Consider the following 16,139-nt stretch of genomic DNA (forward strand, 5'->3'; position numbering starts at 1 on the left):
TTTGCCATTTTGAGACCATTTCAGGTTAATGACATCGAGAGTTTACTAACGTGATATAGGAGTGATCAAATGAGCGAGATAGTCGCTACTTATTTAATTCATGATTCTAAGGGAAATCATGAGAAAAAAGCAGAGAGCATTGCCTTAGGATTGACTGTCGGGACATGGACGGACCTGCCCCATTTGGTCCAGAAACAACTGGAAAAACATAAGGGACGCGTCGTATCGGTGACACCGCTTTCTGAAGAAGAGAGGGCAAACAGCTACTTTAATCGTAAAATATACCGGTCGCTTATTAAAATTGCCTATCCGGCAAGGAATTTCTCCAATGATTTACCTGCAATCCTCACGACGGTCTTCGGCAAACTTTCATTGGACGGAGAAATAAAACTTATCGACTTGGATTTTGTCGGCGATATTCAAAAAGCCTTTCCCGGGCCGCAATTTGGCATTGAAGGCATTAGGAAAAAGGTTGGCGTATTTAACCGGCCTCTGGTGATGAGTATCTTTAAAGGTGTATTAGGAAGAGACCTGACATTCCATAATGAGCAATTGAGGCAACAAGCATTAGGAGGTGTCGACCTAGTTAAAGATGATGAGATCCTCTTCGACCAGGAACTGACTCCATTTTTCGATAGAATAAGAACGGGAAAAAGAATATTGAATGATGTCTATGAAACCACTGGCCACCGTACTTTATATGCTGTCAATCTATCAGGGAAAACATTCGAATTATTGGATAAGGCAGAGCAAGCGGCTGATGCAGGGGCAGATGCCTTGTTGTTCAACGTTCATACATATGGTTTGGATGTATTGCAGGCCTTGAGTGAACATGATCGTATCAAGCTGCCGATCATGGCGCACCCTGCATATAGCGGGGCATTGGCAGCCTCATCATTTTATGGGGTCGGCTATCCATTATTGCTTGGTAAATTAGTAAGGTTATCAGGTGCGGATTTATCCTTGTTCCCGTCCCCTTATGGAAATGTCGCACTTGAAAAAAAGGAGACCTTGGCGATTGCTGAAGCTCTGACAAAAGATGAACTTTCATGGAAAAAAGCCTTCCCTGTTCCTTCTGCTGGCATTCATCCGGGCATGGTTCCGGACCTAATCAAGGACTTTGGAATCGATAGTGTGATTAATGCCGGAGGTGGAATTCACGGGCATCCTGATGGAGCAGAGGGCGGAGCAAAGGCTTTCCGTTCTGCTGTGGAAACCGTACTGGCAGGAAAGGACCTATCTGAAGCGGCTGCTGAGGATGAAACACTAAAAAAAGCTCTTGTGTTATGGGGAGGCCTATAAGAAATAATGAAACCGATCATCTTTTGTGATTTTGACGGAACGATCACCAACACGGATAATATCATTTCCATCATGAAGAAATTTGCGCCTCCGGAATGGGAAGCGTTGAAAGACGGTGTCCTTCAGCAAAAAATCAGTATATCTTCAGGAGTAGGGGATATGTTTTCCCTGCTTGATAGCGGCTTGAAGGATGACATCATCCAATATGTAAGAAAGACGGCTGGCATTCGTCCAGGGTTTAATGAATTCGTTGAGTATACGAAACAAGTTAACATCCCTTTATATATTGTAAGCGGAGGCATGGATTTTTTCATTGCACCGCTTTTAAATGATATCTTGCCAACAGAGTCCGTTTATTGCAACCATGCATTTTTTGATAAGGAAAAGATTTATATTGAGTGGCCACATGCTTGTGATGATCAATGTAATAATGATTGCGGTTGCTGCAAGCCATCCATTATGAGGGAAATAGCGGGTGCAGAAGATTTTACATTCGTAATTGGAGATTCAGTAACGGATTTTGAAGCTGCCAAACAGGCCGATTTTGTCATAGCCCGTGACATACTGCTTGAAAAATGCGATAGGGAAGGGATTCCACATCAAGGATTTGAAACGTTTTTTGATGTCATTGATATTTTAAAGCAGCAGGAGGCGGTTAAAGCATGAACATTCATTCTAAGGAATGGCAGGAGCTGGCAGATATTAAAGTTGAACTGGCCGAAAGGGATTGGTTTATGGGAACTAGCGGGAATTTGTCCATTCGGGAGCCCAAAAGCCCTTTCTTTTATATTACGGCAAGCGGTAAGGATAAAAGGAAACAATCGGATTCGGACTTTTTACTGGTGGATTTAAAAGGAAAGCCAGTTGAAGAAACGAACCTAAGACCATCGGCCGAAACTTTACTTCATACAGTCATTTACCGGAAAACGAATGCGAACTGTGTACTCCATGTCCATACAGTTGAAAATAATGTGATATCCGAATTGTACGGAGATGAAGGCCAAGTTTCTTTTCGTAATCATGAAATCATTAAAGCGACCGGTCGGTGGGATGAGGATTCGGAACTTCGGATCCCTATCATATATAATCATGCTGACATTCCGCTGTTATCCGATAAGTTCGAGTCACATGTCGAAGAAGACTCTGGCGCCGTGCTGATCCGCAATCATGGTATTACGGTTTGGGGTAAAAGCGGACTCGAAGCAAAGAGAATACTTGAAGCTTGCGAATTTTTATTTCAATATCAAATGTTGCTTAATCAACAAAAGGCGTTTGCAGGTTCTTTAAGATAAACACTCATAGAGGAGGAATGAATGATGGCGACAATCAGATTCCATGAAACAAACGAGGTTATTGAAAACGGTGAACAGGTAAAAGAATTTTTAGAAACACAAGGGGTTATTTATGAGCAATGGGACATTTCTAAATTACCGGCCCATCTCGTGGAAAAATACGATTTAACAGATGCTGACAAGGAGGAAATCCTTGTAGCATTCCAATCAGAGATAACGGAAATCTCGGAAAGAAGAGGTTATAAAGCGCATGATATCATCACATTATCCGATGCGAATCCGAACTTGGATCAAATGCTTGAAAACTTTAAGCAGGAACATCACCATGAAGATGATGAAGTGCGTTTCATAGCGGGCGGAACGAGTATCTTTGCCATTGAAGGCAAAGATAACCAGTGGTTTGATGTACGCCTTAATCCAGGAGATCTTATTAGCGTTCCAGAATCAACAAGACATTATTTCACGCTTGCAGAGGATAGGAAAACTGTTGCTGTCCGCATTTTCGTTACAGCGGCAGGATGGGTGCCGATTTACGAAAAAGACGAAGTCCAAGCATGAATCAATGTTAAAAAACCAGCTTAAGAGCTGGGTTCAATTTGTCGAGAAAAGGAAAACGGAATGGTATCGTCCTGAAACTATGATTTTTTAAAACAAGACCAGATTCCCTAATGTTTTTTTACTGTATTCCTTATTGAATTGAAGAAATTTGCGACACTCCTGCCGAATAACTGGCTAGCCTAGACCCCACAGACGCTTGCGTCGAGGAGGCTTGGCAGACAGTCGGCGGAAAGAGAGCGAATTTCTCAAATCGACTGTAACGATTCTAAATAAAAACTTGCAGTCGAACTCGGTTTTCTTCAAATTTGTCTATGTCTGAAACCAGCTTAAGGGCTGGTTTTTTTATTTGGATCGGCAAGTGCGTTAGTATGATAAGTATGATAAAATTTAACCGAATCGAATTTAACCGGATTATAGGAGCAGATAAGAATGAATACAACCGAAGTATACATATTGGGCGGCTTTCTCGGCAGCGGGAAAACGACGCTTCTTCGAAATATATTAAAGCAGGAAAGTGACGCGGGCAGAAAAGTGGCCGTGCTTTTAAATGAGCTCGGCAGTGTATCGGTTGACAGCGGACTCATTGGTGATGAAGTGCCTCTGAAGGAGTTGTTTGACGGGTGCATCTGCTGCACAATTCAAGATAAATTGGAGGTTCAGCTTCATGAATTGCTAACCGAAAATGACCTGGATGCGGTTTATATTGAAACGACGGGTGCTGCCCATCCAGTTGAAGTATTGGATGGCATCATGTCGCCGATTTTCGCCAAAAGGCTGGAGTATAAAGGGATTATCACGGTAGTCGATTTATTAAGGTGGCGCGATCGCGAGGAACTGTCTCCGCAGCTTCGACAGCTGCTTGCCGAGCAAATTCACCATGCCGATTTCATTTTAATGAATAAAGCGGATTTAGTAAGTGAGATGGAGGCCGCACAGCTGATATATACGATACAGGCACTGAATACGGATGCTGTATGTTTATTGACGGAGTATGCAGACGTTTCCTTAAAATCATTGCAAGGGATGCAAAGAAATCGGCAAAATGGTCATCAAAAGCTTAATGTACATGACCATTTGCATTTAACTGCAGTCGTTCATACCTTTGAAGGTGCCGTGGCACAAACCGACTTTGAAGAGTGGCTTAGGTCCCTGCCTGAAACGGTATATAGAATGAAAGGATACATCTCCTTTACACATTCACAATACCCCCATTTATTTCAATACTCCTACGGAATGCCGATGTATATGAATGAAATGATGAAAATGCCATTGAATATCGTCATGATCGGGGAAAAGTTGGATGAAGAAATGTTGATCGGTCAATTGAAAGCTTTGGAAGCGAGAGCGGCCCTATAAACGTTTACCGTCCATATAAGAAGGGAATCATATAAGGAGACTTTCTTATCAAGGAGGCGGTATTAATGCCATGGAATAAGAACGATTACCCAAATTCGATGAAGAATCTAGATAAAGATGTCAGGGAAAAGGCTATAGAAATCGCGAATGCATTATTGGATGAAGGATATGAGGATGGAAAAGCCATTCCAATTGCCATAGACCGGGCTAAGATGTCGGTGGGAAAAGATTGAAAAAATGGTCAGACCCATTTCTGGGTCTGACCATTTTTATTCTTGCATTCCAAAGGCGGCAAATGTCTTTTCGTCTTCGATTAATCCGCACGCAGCACATTGCACCCGAACTTCAGGACCATTATAGGCTAGATGGAACGGCTGAAGGGAATCGTTCGAATATTGTTCAACAATCTCACCGGATTGCGGATCCTTTTTAACGGGGGTTGCTACTTGCTGAATGAGATTGAAGCGAGATTTATTTGTCCGGCAATTCGGACAACGGTATACTTGAGTCATTGTACTCACTCCTTTTTTGAATTTTAAAAAGCATGATCGTATTATTAAGATAGTATTTACGAACTTAATCAATAATATGTATAAATTAGTAATGGATGGAAGGGATACTATGAAAGAAAATATCAGGCAAGAAGAATTACTGGTGGCTTATTTAAGCATATGGAACAATCGTAAGATGACCGATGGAGGTGGTAGGGAAGTGTTGTCGGAACTCATCCGCCGTGAGCTTTTGGATGAAAATGCCCATCCCCGTGCCCGAAAACCAGTATTGGAGAAATTTTACCTCTGCATTAAACGTGTGATGGAATCTTCGCTTTCGGAAGAAATGAAAAATGCGATCGCCACGCTTTATATCACTGAATTGGAAAGATTATGATACGGATGCTTGTTGGCAAATATTCTTTTCCGCTTCATACTTTTTTCACAAATCATTGTTAAAATTTTTAAAAAATAGATATTTAATGAATAAGGAGCTTAAAATATGAAGTGGGGCATCGGGCTTTTTCTTGCCATCGTACTGCTTACTGGGTGTAATAGCGGTCATGCATTTACTAAAATCAATAAAAGTGAATCTTTCCTGGCGACGGTCAATATCAAGGATACTTCTTTGACTTTTATAGATGAAAATTATCATCCATTTGCAAAATGGGATATTTCAGAACCATTTACCGGAGCCCTGCTACTGGCAGACAAAGATACTATCCTGCTTTATGGAAAAGAGATGAAAAAAGTCCAAGTTTACTCATTATCGGCAGGAAAACTGATAAACAGTTGGGAAATTGGGAAAGGAATCGTCAATATGCAGTTGTTACGTGATGGAAAAAGCATCGTGGCGGTCAATCAAGCGAATCATTCCATTTATTTTTTAAATGCGGATGGGGAGGAACAGGATATTGTCAAGGTAGGTAAAAGCCCCTTGACCGTTCTTCAAGGAGAGCAAGCGAATCGTTTGTATGTGATTAATTTTGGTGATACCAAATGTTCAGTAATTAATCTTGAAACGAGAAAGGTCGATTTCGAATTTCCCGTACATAGTTCCAGCACTGGCACATTATTAAGGGAAGAAAAGGATGAAATATGGATCGGAGGACACGGTGATGGGGACCAAGTGGAAGAAGATCTATATATTTATTCGGCAAAAACAGGAGAGTTGAAGAAGAAGCTGAAGGCCCCCACCATGCCGATAAAGTTCCTTGAGAATGCTGAAGGCATATTTGTCCTTAGTCATGGTACAAGCTCCTTATATAAATTGAATGATCAATATGAGGAAGTGAAAAGCAAAGTGGTCGGCGTCAACCCCTTTGAAATGGCGAACTTCAATGAAGATGTGGTCGTGGCGGGATATGATAGTGATGAAGTGTATGTAATGGATGCTGAAACAGTCGATGTTAAAAAAACAATAAAAGTCGGCGAAGGTCCGTTCCAATTGATGTTGAGGGAGTAGATGACATGCATGCTTACACCATTTTAGTCGTGGATGATGAAGAAGATATGCGAAATCTAGTTGAAATGTATTTGCTGAACTCAGGTTATCGATGCCTTCAAGCTGCGAATGGAAAAGAAGCCATAAGGATGGTTGAAACAGAGGAAGTGGATTTAATCCTATTGGATATCATGATGCCAGGTATGGACGGTTTCTCCGTTTGTGAAGAAATTCGTGAAAATTGGGAGATCCCTGTGATATTTGTCAGTGCGAAAGGTGAAGAATGGGATAAGGTGAAAGGGCTGAAGCTTGGCGGCGACGATTATATCGTCAAGCCGTTCAATCCAGGAGAATTGGTCGCAAGGGTCGAAGCTGTATTGCGAAGGACAGGGAAATTATCATTGAATGAAGAGAATCAATACCATGTCCGATTTGGTAAAATTAGCTTGAACTTACAATCCAGAACGGTTTTGGTTGAAGGGAAGGCAATCAATTTAACCTTGAAAGAATTCGAATTGCTTTTATTCCTCATGCGTCATAAAAGCCAGGCACTCAGTCGTGAACAACTGCTTGAAAATGTATGGAGCGGGGAATATGGAGGATCTTTACGTACCGTGGATACCCATATCAAAACGTTACGAATGAAATTAAGAGCGGCCGATTACATTCAAACAGTCTGGGGAATCGGTTATAAGATAGAGGAAAAGAAATGATCAATAAATGGCAAACCCTCTCATTTAAATTATGGCTCACCATCATCACCGCCATCATCCTTTCTGTGCTGTTCGCTTACTCACTTTCTCAATATTATTATAAAAATCTATATGTGGAGAAGCTTAAAACGGATTTAGTCAATGAAGCGTCATTGCTGGGGGCGGATTATACCGGCGGTGAAATCAGTGATGACTTCAAGGGAAAAGTTGAATGGTTTAACAGCAAGAATGACAGCGAGGTCTTTGTCGTCAACAATCCCAGGGAACTGAGTGCCTGTCTGCCTTTTGAAATCAATTATGATACCCTTATTTCTGAAGAAGAACGGCAAATGCTTTTAGATGGGAAAGCCGTTGAAAAAGAGGGATATGAGAAAAGATTTGAAAAGAACATTGTAGCTGCTATCATTCCCCTTATTGACGAAGATCGCCTCGAAGGTATCATCTATACATATATTCCAGTAGATTCCATTACGGTCTTACTGAAGGAATTTGCTGCAAAATGGTTGGCAGCGGTCCTATTATTCTTAATTGTCGCGATATTTTTTACTACAAAATGGTTGAAAAGGCTAATCAGTCCGATTAAGGAAATCGAGACTGCAGCCCATCGTGTTTCAGAGGGGAATTATGACATACAGGTCCATGTAAGGAGCCATGATGAAATAGGTAAACTGGCAATAGCCTTTAATGATATGGCCAATTCCATCCATATGGAAGAAGAGAGAAAAAAAGAATTTCTAGAAAATGTAGCACACGAGCTCAGAACCCCGCTTAGTTACGTAAAGGGATACACGCAGGCCATATTGGATGGTGTCGTAAAAAATGATGAAGAAAAACGGAAATACCTTCATCTCATTTCAAGGGAGGCCCTTAGGCTGCAGCGGCTTGTGGGAGATCTGATGGACTTAACAAAAATGGATAATGATCCATTCTTGTTAAATAATATCCCGATTGCCTATGCCCAATTCATTGAAGACGTCCTTGTGAAATATGAACCGATAATAAAAGAAAAGCAATTGGACTTGCAGTTGAATCTGGATCCAGACCCGATTATTTTTGGGGATGAAGGAAGGATGGAACAGGTCCTACATAACATTTTTGATAATGCCATTCAGTACACCGATCCTGGAGGGTCGATCCATATTACTCTAATTCAGCATAAAGATGATTGTGAACTGCTGATTACTGACACGGGTAACGGGATCCCGGAAGCGGACCTGCCACATATCATGAATCGTTTTTACCGAGTGAACAAAGCACGCAGCCGTTTTGATGGCGGTTCAGGGCTTGGACTGTCCATTGTCAAAAAACTGGTGGAATTACAAAATGGTAAAATCGAAATAGAAAGCAAGGAAAAAAGGGGAACAAAAGTCAGGGTCATCCTACCGGTTATAAATGAAGAATGGAATTCATAAAAAGGGGATACGTTCAAAAATGAAAAAAATCGTATTATTTTGCATGACGTTAATTTTTTTGGCCGGATGCGGCAAGGAAGAGGAAATTCCGAAAATGTTAAATGTCGATTTATCTGTCAATCCAATTCAAGGTAAAGTGAATGAGCCTGTGAAATTTGAGGCAAAAGTGACTTATGGGGACGAAGCCGTGACAGATGCGGATGATGTCAGTTTTGAAATTTGGCTTGCGAATAGCGATGACCATGACAAAATTGCAGTAAAACATAAAAGAAACGGCATATATGAATTGGAAAAGGCTTTCGATGAAGAAGGAACCTATTATGTATATGCCCATGTAACAGCAAGGGATATGCACAACATGCCAAAGAAAGAATTCGTCATAGGGAAACCAAGCACTCCTGAACAAAATGGGGGGAAAAAGGAAATGGACGAAATGGATGATGATGAAGAAATGAAATGATGAACGACTATCAAAATCAAAACAATTCGGGAGTGAATCCGGATTGTTTTTTTATTTGAAAAATGGCCAAGGCATTAAGGTCGAAAGAATCAGGACAAAGACGGCGTGTCGAAGTTAAATCGAAAAATTTGTAACATAAAAGTAAAGAAAGTCATATTAAGTTGGTTAAATACGATATGTCAACAAAAAGTTATTAGTATTCAATGGAAATGGTTCTATGTAACTACCATTGACAAGTAATGGCTGGAAAAATATGAGTATATATACCACTGAAAGAAACATAGATAGGTAAAGCATTCATGCAAGTTTTCTCTGAAACTAGGATCATAATATTTTCTCTTTCGTATCCTGTTAAATTCGATGGAAATTGATGGTGCATTTATTACAAAAAGTGCATGTTATGATAATTCCAGAAGCAAAGCACCACACAAAACGAACATCACAGGAGGAAATACGAATGAAAAAGAAAATGTTTATGTCAGCAGCAGCGGCTGCAGCTATTATATTCACAGGAGTAGGAGCTAACCAAGCTGAAGCAGCCAACTGTGATACTGTTAAACAAGTAACTTATAAATCTATGAATCAAGAGGATATGCAAAAAGTCCTTAACCAATACCTAGCTAAATACAATATCACTTTACCTGCAGCGCAAGCACAACAAAAACCGGTTCAAAAACCAGTTCAAACGCCAGTTCAAACGCAAGGTCAAGATGCTGGGACAGTGAACCAAGCAAAACCTGAAGCAAAACCTGAAGCAAAACCTGAAGTGACACCTGAAAAATCAACTGATGAAAAACAAGAGACAAGCTCTGAATTAAGTGCTTTTGAACAAGAAGTTGTTAAATTAACTAATGCAGAACGTGAAAAACAAGGTTTGGCAGCTCTTAAAATCGACACTGAGTTGAGCAAAGTTGCACGTATCAAGTCTCAAGACATGAAAGATAAAAACTACTTTGATCACAATAGCCCAACTTACGGCTCACCATTCGATATGATGAAACAATTCGGAATCAGCTATAAAACAGCTGGCGAAAACATCGCACAAGGTCAACAAACACCTGAAGAAGTGGTACAAGCTTGGATGAATAGCCAAGGACACCGTGAAAACATCATGAACTCAAGCTTTACTCATATCGGAGTAGGTTACGTAGAATCTGGTAACTACTGGACTCAACAATTCATCGGAAAATAATAGATTAGTAAAAAAGCGCATCCCATTATATGGGGTGCGCTTTTTTTATGAGAAGGGATCATGCCATTCCAGAAATGAAGTCTAGCGGAATCTAAAAGGATTTCCAAGAACTAACAGGAACCGCACCTTATCATCAGTGAGGTCCATGTAAATCAACTTAAATCTCGGATACATCGATTTCTGAATACTGTGTGTTGAAACTTTTCTGAAGACGTATTTCCAATGTTGATTCTTTATATTGGGCTGAAGCCCCTTTTTTCTTAACAAGTGCGGGGAGTGTTATGACATGTCGATCCGATTCTTCAGGAATCCCCTCGATGATGGATTGGTTAGAAGTATGGTAAAGCTTCATTTTCTTCAGCCAAGATTCATTTTCTATGGGTATTCTTACAAAGACATATAAGTGAGTTTCAAATACTTCGGCATGTAAAGGATGTTCAGATCTGGCATTTTCTTTTTGTGGGCGGCCATCATTTTGGTTCATCATACCTTGCATATTGTCAGGGATGACTTGTGAAAATACTTTTTCAATAAATGATTGTACATCACTTTGCTGCATATTTTTCATAAAGTCCTTTTGGTTTGGGTTATTCTTAAAAGAAAAAAGTGAATTCCAGGGAAACATATTGAATTCCTCTCTCCTGCTTATGGTCTGACAGGTTTATTTGTTATATTTTATGCAGCTAAAGCCCATAGGTTCTTTTCTATAATTACTAAATTATAGAAAATGGAATAAACTTATGTATAATGAAGTAAAATCCATTTGATAAAGAGGGTAGGCCTGTGGATGAAAAAGTAGCTTTTATTACTGGTGGAGCAACGGGAATCGGCAAAAGGATGGCATTTTCACTCGCGGATAATGGAATGTCCATTATCATTACTTATCGAAAAAGTAAAAAGGCAGCTTTAGCGTTAGTGGATGAATTACAGGAAAAATACCATGTTAAGGCACTTGCGATTAAAGGTGACTCGTCAAGTGAAGAAGATTGCCGCAATATTTTGCAAAAGATTTTGGAGGCCTTTGGCCATGTTGATATCTTCATTCATAACGCAGGGCCATATATGCATGAGCGTAAACACATGACTGAATATGGCAGTGATGAATGGAAGTACATCATGGATGGAAATTTAAATGGTTTTTTCTATTTTGCGAAGGAACTTATTCCGCAAATGAGAAGTAGAAACTGGGGCAGAGTCATTACATTAGGGTTTGAACGGTGTGAAACTGCACCAGGCTGGATTTATCGTTCTGCTTTTGCCGCGGCAAAGAGCGGCTTGACCTCCTTGACAAGAACTTTAGCTGCCGAAGAAGCTACACATGGCATCACCGTGAATATGGTTTGTCCTGGTGATATCGTAGGTGATTGGAAAGAGGGGGAAATCAGGGGCGCGAGGGCAGAAAAGGATGATACGGTTCCAGTCGGCAGACCGGGTACGGGGGAAGATATAGCGAGGGTCATCGCGTTCCTTTGTGATGAAGAGTCAGATTTCATTACCGGCAGCATCATACCGGTAACAGGCGGTAAGGATGTTCTTGGGAAAATATATAAAGCCTAGCGTGAGAATGAAAAGGGTGAGGCCGGTAATCCAGCCCCACTCTTTTTTTACGCCATTTTTTTATATTTCACTTGCTGTATGAATCGTAAGCGAGCCGCCAAGCCTATAGCTCCGAGAGCCAAGCCGGTAATTAAGCCGATCCAATACCCAAAAGCTCCCATATCGGTATAATTTGCAAAAAAATAACCAATGGGAAGCCCGAGAATCCAGTAGGAGACCAGTGACATCGCAAATGTGACATTAACATCTTTATAACCACGCAAAATACCCTGAATGGGTGCCTGGAGGGCATCCGATATCTGAAAGAAGATGGCATATATTAAAAAATGTGAAGTCAGCATCATAACCTCATGATCTTTAGTGTATAAAGAAGCCACAGGTTCACGGAAGAGGAATAGGATGGTCGACAAAACGAACGACATCGTCAAGGCCATCGATATGCCAATCCAGCTATACACCTTTGCATCTTTATAACGAGTTGCCCCAATTTCATATCCAATGACGATCGTCAAAGCCATGGATATACTTAGCGGTATCATATAAAGCAGGGACGCAAAATTCATGGCAATCTGATGCGAGGCAATTGTCACGGTATCATACTTACTCATCAAAAGGGTGACGGCCGAGAAAATGCTTGTTTCAAAAAAGATAGCCAGCCCGATGGGTACCCCAATCAATAATAAAGCCCGCCATTCTTTCCAGGAAACCCGGAAAAATTCATTGAAAACCTTATATGTCGAAAACGGGTTGATTTTTATTACAACAAGGATGGCCACCAGGGCAATTAACCAATAAGTAATGGCAGTGGCGTACCCGGAACCGACACCGCCAAGTTCGGGGAACCCAAACTTCCCGTAGATTAACAGGTAATTAAAAAGGACGTTTACCGGAAGTGCACATAAGGTGATGATCATGGAAATCCTGGTCTGCCCCAGAGCATCAATGAAGGCCCTTAACGCATTATAAACGAATAAAGGAATGATTCCGAGTGAAAGTGCGATCAAATAATCATGAGCAACCATGTGGACACTATCTTCAAGATCCATGGCATTCAATACGGGGTTCAAAGAAAACGCCCCAATGATTAATATGAACAATGCTAAAGCGACAGCTAAATAAATGGCCTGCATCACGGAATAGGAAACGGATTTAGACTGCCTGGAACCGATCAGCTGTGAAACCACCGGCGTTAAGGCAATCAATATCCCGCTCAGCCCCGTGTATACGGGTGTCCATAGCGAACTGCCGATGGAGACGCCAGCAACGTCCTGAGTGCTGTATTGTCCCGACATCATCACATCAAAAAAGGTCATGGCATACATGCTGATTTGGGTGATCAGGATAGGTATCAATATATAAAATAACAGGCGGATCTTTTGTGATTTAGTATAAGTCTGATTCATCAAAGTACCTCAATATCAATATTTGGAATTTTCAACACAATGAAAGAATTATATCACATAAGCATGTGATGTTTTAAGAGTTTTTATTTGAAGCTAAAAAAGACTTGCCGTTTAGGGCAAGTCTCAGACTATAGACAAACTCGATATTTAATGAAGATTGCCTACTTTTTTTTAGGCAGAGTAATATATGAACGTTGATTTCCACTACAGGCACTCGCTTTCCGTGGGCGGTCCGGGAGCCTCCTCGGCGCTTTTGCCGCCTGTGGGGTCTCCCTTGGACGCGCTCTTCCCGCAGGAGTCTCGTACCTTCCGTTACAATCAACTTTGTTTAAAAATTCTTATGGAACCCCTTTTGTCAGTCGCGCATGGATTCAAAATCATTCATGGCTTCCATATTTGAGTCTTTTTGAAGAATGAAGGCTTGGGACGGAATGGCAATTTGTACATCTTCCTGTTCCAATATCTCCATTATTTTAAAGTTCACATCTTCTTTGATTGATAAATATCCTCCAAAGTCCGTCGCTTTCGTGAAGAAATAAAGGTAAAGATTGAAACCGGAATGACTGAACTCATCAAATTTAACCAAAATCGTTTCCGGATGGACTTCAGGATGATCAATCAGCATTCGTTCTATGCCTTTAATGACATTTTCCAATTTTTCTTTTGGTGTCGTGACATTCACACCTAAATGGAAGGCAATCTGTCTTTTTCCCATCTTGGACCAGTTGATGATCGGTTCATTCGAAAGGGTCGCATTTGGGACTGTAACTAGAGCTTGGGCAAAAGTCCGAACTTTGGTGCTTCGGAATGTGATGTCTTCAATGGTTCCCTCCACACTTGGAGTTTTGACCCAATCTCCTATGGTAAAAGGTTTTTCGGTAACGATGACGATCCCCCCGAAGAAATTGCTGACTGTATCTTTAGCGGCAAGAGCGAAAGCCAATCCACCCAATCCAAGCCCTGCAACGAATCCATCGACATTAAATCCCCATTCTTCCGCAATGATGGAGGCAGCAAAAGCAATGATGATTAATTTTATGATTTTCGTAAAGAACGGCATGACGATTTGATCGACTTCAAGCCCGAATTTACCTACTAATTTCGGAAATAAAATGGTTAAGATCGAACTGAGATTGAAAATCGTCCAAAAGAATAAGAAGACAAAAAACGTTCTGTATATTTTCGATCTTAATTCAAGCGAAGGTGTGTCGATCGGAAAATATTGCAGTGATATAATAACACCAATTAAAACGATAAGCGATCTTACGGGCTGTTCAATAGCGAGCATTAAGTTGGCGGCAAATTCTACTTTACGTTTTTCTGCAATTCGTAGAAAGAACTTGAATATATATGTAGTAAATACTTTCCGAAGTAAAAGGAAGATTAGGAAAATGCCGATTGAAATTCCTAATTTGGTCCAGGCTTCGATTCCATCAAATTGATCGAGTGATTCAGAAACTTCTTGCAATGTATTACTCCTCCAATGTATCTTGTAGTATTGTAGAATACTAAGATTATAATATATTCATGCTGAAAAAGGAAAAATAATCGATGATTACATTCCTGACGGGGATTTTGCGGTTCACTGAATACTTTTTCAAGTTATTAATGGCAAGGATATATGGTAATATGGATGCAAAGTGATTTTTTAAGTTTGGAAGGTGGAAATATTGACTAAGAAAATAGTATTTACCGGAGGCGGTTCTGCCGGTCATGTATCTGTTAATGCAGCAATCATCCCGGAATTTTTAAAGCATGATTGGGATGTTACTTATATTGGTTCAAAAAAAGGCATTGAAAAAAATATCATTGAAACGGAATTTCCCGAGGTCCGTTATGAAACGATTTCCGTTGGTAAATTCCGACGTTATCTATCTGTTGAAAATATGAAAGACCCTTTCCGGGTCATAAAAGGGATTTTTGATGCACGAAAAATATTAAAAAAAACCAAGCCGGATTTCATTTTTTCTAAAGGTGGATTCGTTTCGGTTCCAGTCGTTTTGGCAGGCAGGATGCTGAGAATACCGATTGCGATACATGAATCGGATTATACTCCTGGTCTGGCTAATAAGATAGCCATGCCCCTTGCATCGAAAATTTTCACCACTTTTCAGGAAACGGAAAAAGACCTTCCGAAAGAAAAGGCCATGTATCTAGGCGCTGTATTACGCGATGGGATTTTTAAGGGAAGCGCTTCTGCTGGTAAGTCATTCTGTGGATTCACCAATAACAAACCGGTGTTACTCGTTATGGGCGGGAGCCTTGGAGCCGTAAAAATCAATAATGTGATTACAGATAACCTAGATGCCTTATTAAAGGATTACCAGATTATACACATTTGCGGGAAGGGAAATGTGAAAGCGGAATTGAAACAAAGGGGATATGCTCCTTTTGAATTCGTACATGAAGAATTATTCGATCTTTTGGCGGCTGCTGATGTCGTTGTGTCAAGGGCAGGTTCAAATTCAATCTTTGAATTCCTTGGTTTGCAAAAGCCGATGCTGCTTATCCCTCTAAGTGCCAATGCATCCCGCGGAGATCAAATCCTGAATGCGTCAAGCTTTGAGAAACAGGGGTTTTGTAAAGTCATTCAAGAAGAAGAGTTAAATGACCGGATTTTTAATGCTACATTAGCAGATTTATTGGAACAATCGAATGAATATCAAGAAAAAATGCGTCAAAAACGTCCATTCAAAACGGCAGCTGAAATGTATGAATTATTACTTCAAGTAATGGCTGCAAAAAAATAAGTATCAATCCCCTCTATGCCGCATATCTTTTTCGAACAGAGGAGGGGGCAGAATGGCTTATGAATATTCAAAAGGATGGTTCATTCAGCAGCTAAAAGCTGCAGGGATAAGCTATCATCCAATTGAGAAAAAAAAGCTGGAGCTGTATAAAACCTATATTCTTAGGCGTTTATACGACGATCTCCAAAAAAGATAAATCATAAAAAAGA

The 16,139-nt window shown here is 40.5% G+C and carries 18 protein-coding genes and 1 pseudogene; 15 read left to right on the plus strand and 4 right to left on the minus strand.

All coding sequences use genetic code 11. From position 1 onward, the window contains the following. Positions 1–69 precede the first annotated feature (69 nt). The 6 genes and pseudogenes from mtnW to ACFVS1_RS07005 all read left to right on the plus strand — a co-directional run. Complete coding sequence (gene mtnW / locus ACFVS1_RS06980; protein WP_352920747.1) at positions 70–1,302, plus strand: 2,3-diketo-5-methylthiopentyl-1-phosphate enolase; 1,233 nt, start codon at positions 70–72, stop codon at positions 1,300–1,302. Between the two features lie 6 nt (positions 1,303–1,308). Further along, a complete protein-coding gene (locus ACFVS1_RS06985) occupies positions 1,309–1,968 on the plus strand; it encodes a 2-hydroxy-3-keto-5-methylthiopentenyl-1-phosphate phosphatase (protein WP_352920749.1) in 660 nt (219 codons plus the stop codon). Continuing rightward, on the plus strand, positions 1,965–2,594 hold the full coding sequence (locus ACFVS1_RS06990; RefSeq protein WP_387545931.1) for a methylthioribulose 1-phosphate dehydratase: 630 nt from the start codon (positions 1,965–1,967) through the stop codon (positions 2,592–2,594). Before ACFVS1_RS06985 ends, ACFVS1_RS06990 begins: the two co-directional genes overlap by 4 nt. 24 nt (positions 2,595–2,618) lie before the next feature. Next, positions 2,619–3,152, plus strand: a complete 534-nt coding sequence (locus ACFVS1_RS06995; protein ID WP_352920753.1) for a cupin domain-containing protein — start codon at positions 2,619–2,621, stop codon at positions 3,150–3,152. Positions 3,153–3,581: 429 nt separating this feature from the next. After that, positions 3,582–4,508 carry a CobW family GTP-binding protein gene (locus ACFVS1_RS07000; RefSeq protein ID WP_352920754.1) on the plus strand — a complete coding sequence of 309 codons (927 nt, stop codon included), beginning with the start codon at positions 3,582–3,584 and terminating at the stop codon, positions 4,506–4,508. A 65-nt stretch (positions 4,509–4,573) separates the two neighbouring features. Continuing rightward, a pseudogene (locus tag ACFVS1_RS07005) lies at positions 4,574–4,720 on the plus strand (DUF2188 domain-containing protein); the annotation flags it as partial. Between the two features lie 57 nt (positions 4,721–4,777). On the opposite strand, the gene ACFVS1_RS07010 reads toward ACFVS1_RS07005, so the two are convergent. After that, complete coding sequence (locus ACFVS1_RS07010) at positions 4,778–5,020, minus strand: DNA alkylation repair protein (protein ID WP_352920756.1); 243 nt, start codon at positions 5,018–5,020, stop codon at positions 4,778–4,780. 109 nt (positions 5,021–5,129) lie between these two features. Between ACFVS1_RS07010 and ACFVS1_RS07015 the strand changes: the two genes are divergently transcribed. The 6 genes from ACFVS1_RS07015 to ACFVS1_RS07040 all read left to right on the plus strand — a co-directional run bounded on the left by ACFVS1_RS07015 (position 5,130) and on the right by ACFVS1_RS07040 (position 10,220). After that, positions 5,130–5,396 (plus strand): hypothetical protein, encoded by a 267-nt coding sequence (locus ACFVS1_RS07015; protein ID WP_352920758.1) that lies wholly within the window; start codon positions 5,130–5,132, stop codon positions 5,394–5,396. Between the two features lie 105 nt (positions 5,397–5,501). Continuing rightward, positions 5,502–6,464, plus strand: coding sequence for a YncE family protein (locus ACFVS1_RS07020; protein ID WP_352920760.1), 963 nt, complete (start codon positions 5,502–5,504; stop codon positions 6,462–6,464). 5 nt (positions 6,465–6,469) lie between these two features. Beyond that, positions 6,470–7,156: a response regulator transcription factor gene (locus ACFVS1_RS07025; protein WP_352920762.1), complete on the plus strand. Its 687-nt coding sequence runs from the start codon at positions 6,470–6,472 to the stop codon at positions 7,154–7,156. Beyond that, entirely contained in the window at positions 7,153–8,568 is a 1,416-nt protein-coding gene (locus ACFVS1_RS07030) for a sensor histidine kinase (RefSeq protein WP_387545935.1), read from the plus strand. The genes ACFVS1_RS07025 and ACFVS1_RS07030 overlap by 4 nt, the downstream gene beginning before the upstream one ends. Positions 8,569–8,587: 19 nt before the next feature. Then, positions 8,588–9,028, plus strand: coding sequence for a FixH family protein (locus tag ACFVS1_RS07035; RefSeq protein WP_387545937.1), 441 nt, complete (start codon positions 8,588–8,590; stop codon positions 9,026–9,028). 457 nt (positions 9,029–9,485) lie between these two features. After that, on the plus strand, positions 9,486–10,220 hold the full coding sequence (locus tag ACFVS1_RS07040) for a CAP domain-containing protein (RefSeq protein ID WP_352920768.1): 735 nt from the start codon (positions 9,486–9,488) through the stop codon (positions 10,218–10,220). A gap of 157 nt (positions 10,221–10,377) precedes the next feature. Here ACFVS1_RS07040 and ACFVS1_RS07045 read toward each other — a convergent pair whose 3' ends face one another. After that, positions 10,378–10,788, minus strand: coding sequence for an Hsp20/alpha crystallin family protein (locus ACFVS1_RS07045; protein ID WP_352920770.1), 411 nt, complete (start codon positions 10,786–10,788; stop codon positions 10,378–10,380). A gap of 215 nt (positions 10,789–11,003) precedes the next feature. Between ACFVS1_RS07045 and ACFVS1_RS07050 the strand changes: the two genes are divergently transcribed. Beyond that, positions 11,004–11,777: an SDR family oxidoreductase gene (locus ACFVS1_RS07050; RefSeq protein ID WP_387545939.1), complete on the plus strand. Its 774-nt coding sequence runs from the start codon at positions 11,004–11,006 to the stop codon at positions 11,775–11,777. 47 nt (positions 11,778–11,824) lie between these two features. Here the strand turns inward: ACFVS1_RS07050 and ACFVS1_RS07055 are convergent, their stop codons facing one another. Together ACFVS1_RS07055 and ACFVS1_RS07060 are read right to left on the minus strand one after the other, a co-directional pair. Beyond that, complete coding sequence (locus ACFVS1_RS07055) at positions 11,825–13,180, minus strand: MATE family efflux transporter (protein WP_387545942.1); 1,356 nt, start codon at positions 13,178–13,180, stop codon at positions 11,825–11,827. A 355-nt stretch (positions 13,181–13,535) separates the two neighbouring features. Next, entirely contained in the window at positions 13,536–14,648 is a 1,113-nt protein-coding gene (locus ACFVS1_RS07060) for a mechanosensitive ion channel family protein (RefSeq protein ID WP_387545944.1), read from the minus strand. 193 nt (positions 14,649–14,841) lie between these two features. Between ACFVS1_RS07060 and ACFVS1_RS07065 the strand changes: the two genes are divergently transcribed. Both ACFVS1_RS07065 and ACFVS1_RS07070 read left to right on the plus strand, forming a co-directional pair. Next, positions 14,842–15,930, plus strand: a complete 1,089-nt coding sequence (locus tag ACFVS1_RS07065; RefSeq protein WP_352920778.1) for an undecaprenyldiphospho-muramoylpentapeptide beta-N-acetylglucosaminyltransferase — start codon at positions 14,842–14,844, stop codon at positions 15,928–15,930. 52 nt (positions 15,931–15,982) lie between these two features. Next, complete coding sequence (locus ACFVS1_RS07070) at positions 15,983–16,126, plus strand: DUF2639 domain-containing protein (protein WP_101225224.1); 144 nt, start codon at positions 15,983–15,985, stop codon at positions 16,124–16,126. Positions 16,127–16,139: the final 13 nt, after the last annotated feature.

Source organism: Peribacillus sp. NPDC058075 (assembly GCF_042885195.1).
In the GTDB taxonomy this organism is placed as follows: domain Bacteria; phylum Bacillota; class Bacilli; order Bacillales; family DSM-1321; genus Peribacillus.

Coding starts and splice junctions, on each gene's coding strand:
- ACFVS1_RS07025 (WP_352920762.1), top strand. CDS start 6,470: ATGCATGCTTACACCATTTTAGTCGTGGATGATGAAGAAGATATGCGA.
- ACFVS1_RS07055 (WP_387545942.1), bottom strand. CDS start 13,180: ATGAATCAGACTTATACTAAATCACAAAAGATCCGCCTGTTATTTTAT.
- mtnW (WP_352920747.1), top strand. CDS start 70: ATGAGCGAGATAGTCGCTACTTATTTAATTCATGATTCTAAGGGAAAT.
- ACFVS1_RS07015 (WP_352920758.1), top strand. CDS start 5,130: ATGAAAGAAAATATCAGGCAAGAAGAATTACTGGTGGCTTATTTAAGC.
- ACFVS1_RS07070 (WP_101225224.1), top strand. CDS start 15,983: ATGGCTTATGAATATTCAAAAGGATGGTTCATTCAGCAGCTAAAAGCT.
- ACFVS1_RS07040 (WP_352920768.1), top strand. CDS start 9,486: ATGAAAAAGAAAATGTTTATGTCAGCAGCAGCGGCTGCAGCTATTATA.
- ACFVS1_RS07045 (WP_352920770.1), bottom strand. CDS start 10,788: ATGAAAAATATGCAGCAAAGTGATGTACAATCATTTATTGAAAAAGTA.
- ACFVS1_RS06995 (WP_352920753.1), top strand. CDS start 2,619: ATGGCGACAATCAGATTCCATGAAACAAACGAGGTTATTGAAAACGGT.
- ACFVS1_RS07030 (WP_387545935.1), top strand. CDS start 7,153: ATGATCAATAAATGGCAAACCCTCTCATTTAAATTATGGCTCACCATC.
- ACFVS1_RS07000 (WP_352920754.1), top strand. CDS start 3,582: ATGAATACAACCGAAGTATACATATTGGGCGGCTTTCTCGGCAGCGGG.
- ACFVS1_RS06985 (WP_352920749.1), top strand. CDS start 1,309: ATGAAACCGATCATCTTTTGTGATTTTGACGGAACGATCACCAACACG.
- ACFVS1_RS07020 (WP_352920760.1), top strand. CDS start 5,502: ATGAAGTGGGGCATCGGGCTTTTTCTTGCCATCGTACTGCTTACTGGG.
- ACFVS1_RS06990 (WP_387545931.1), top strand. CDS start 1,965: ATGAACATTCATTCTAAGGAATGGCAGGAGCTGGCAGATATTAAAGTT.
- ACFVS1_RS07010 (WP_352920756.1), bottom strand. CDS start 5,020: ATGACTCAAGTATACCGTTGTCCGAATTGCCGGACAAATAAATCTCGC.
- ACFVS1_RS07035 (WP_387545937.1), top strand. CDS start 8,588: ATGAAAAAAATCGTATTATTTTGCATGACGTTAATTTTTTTGGCCGGA.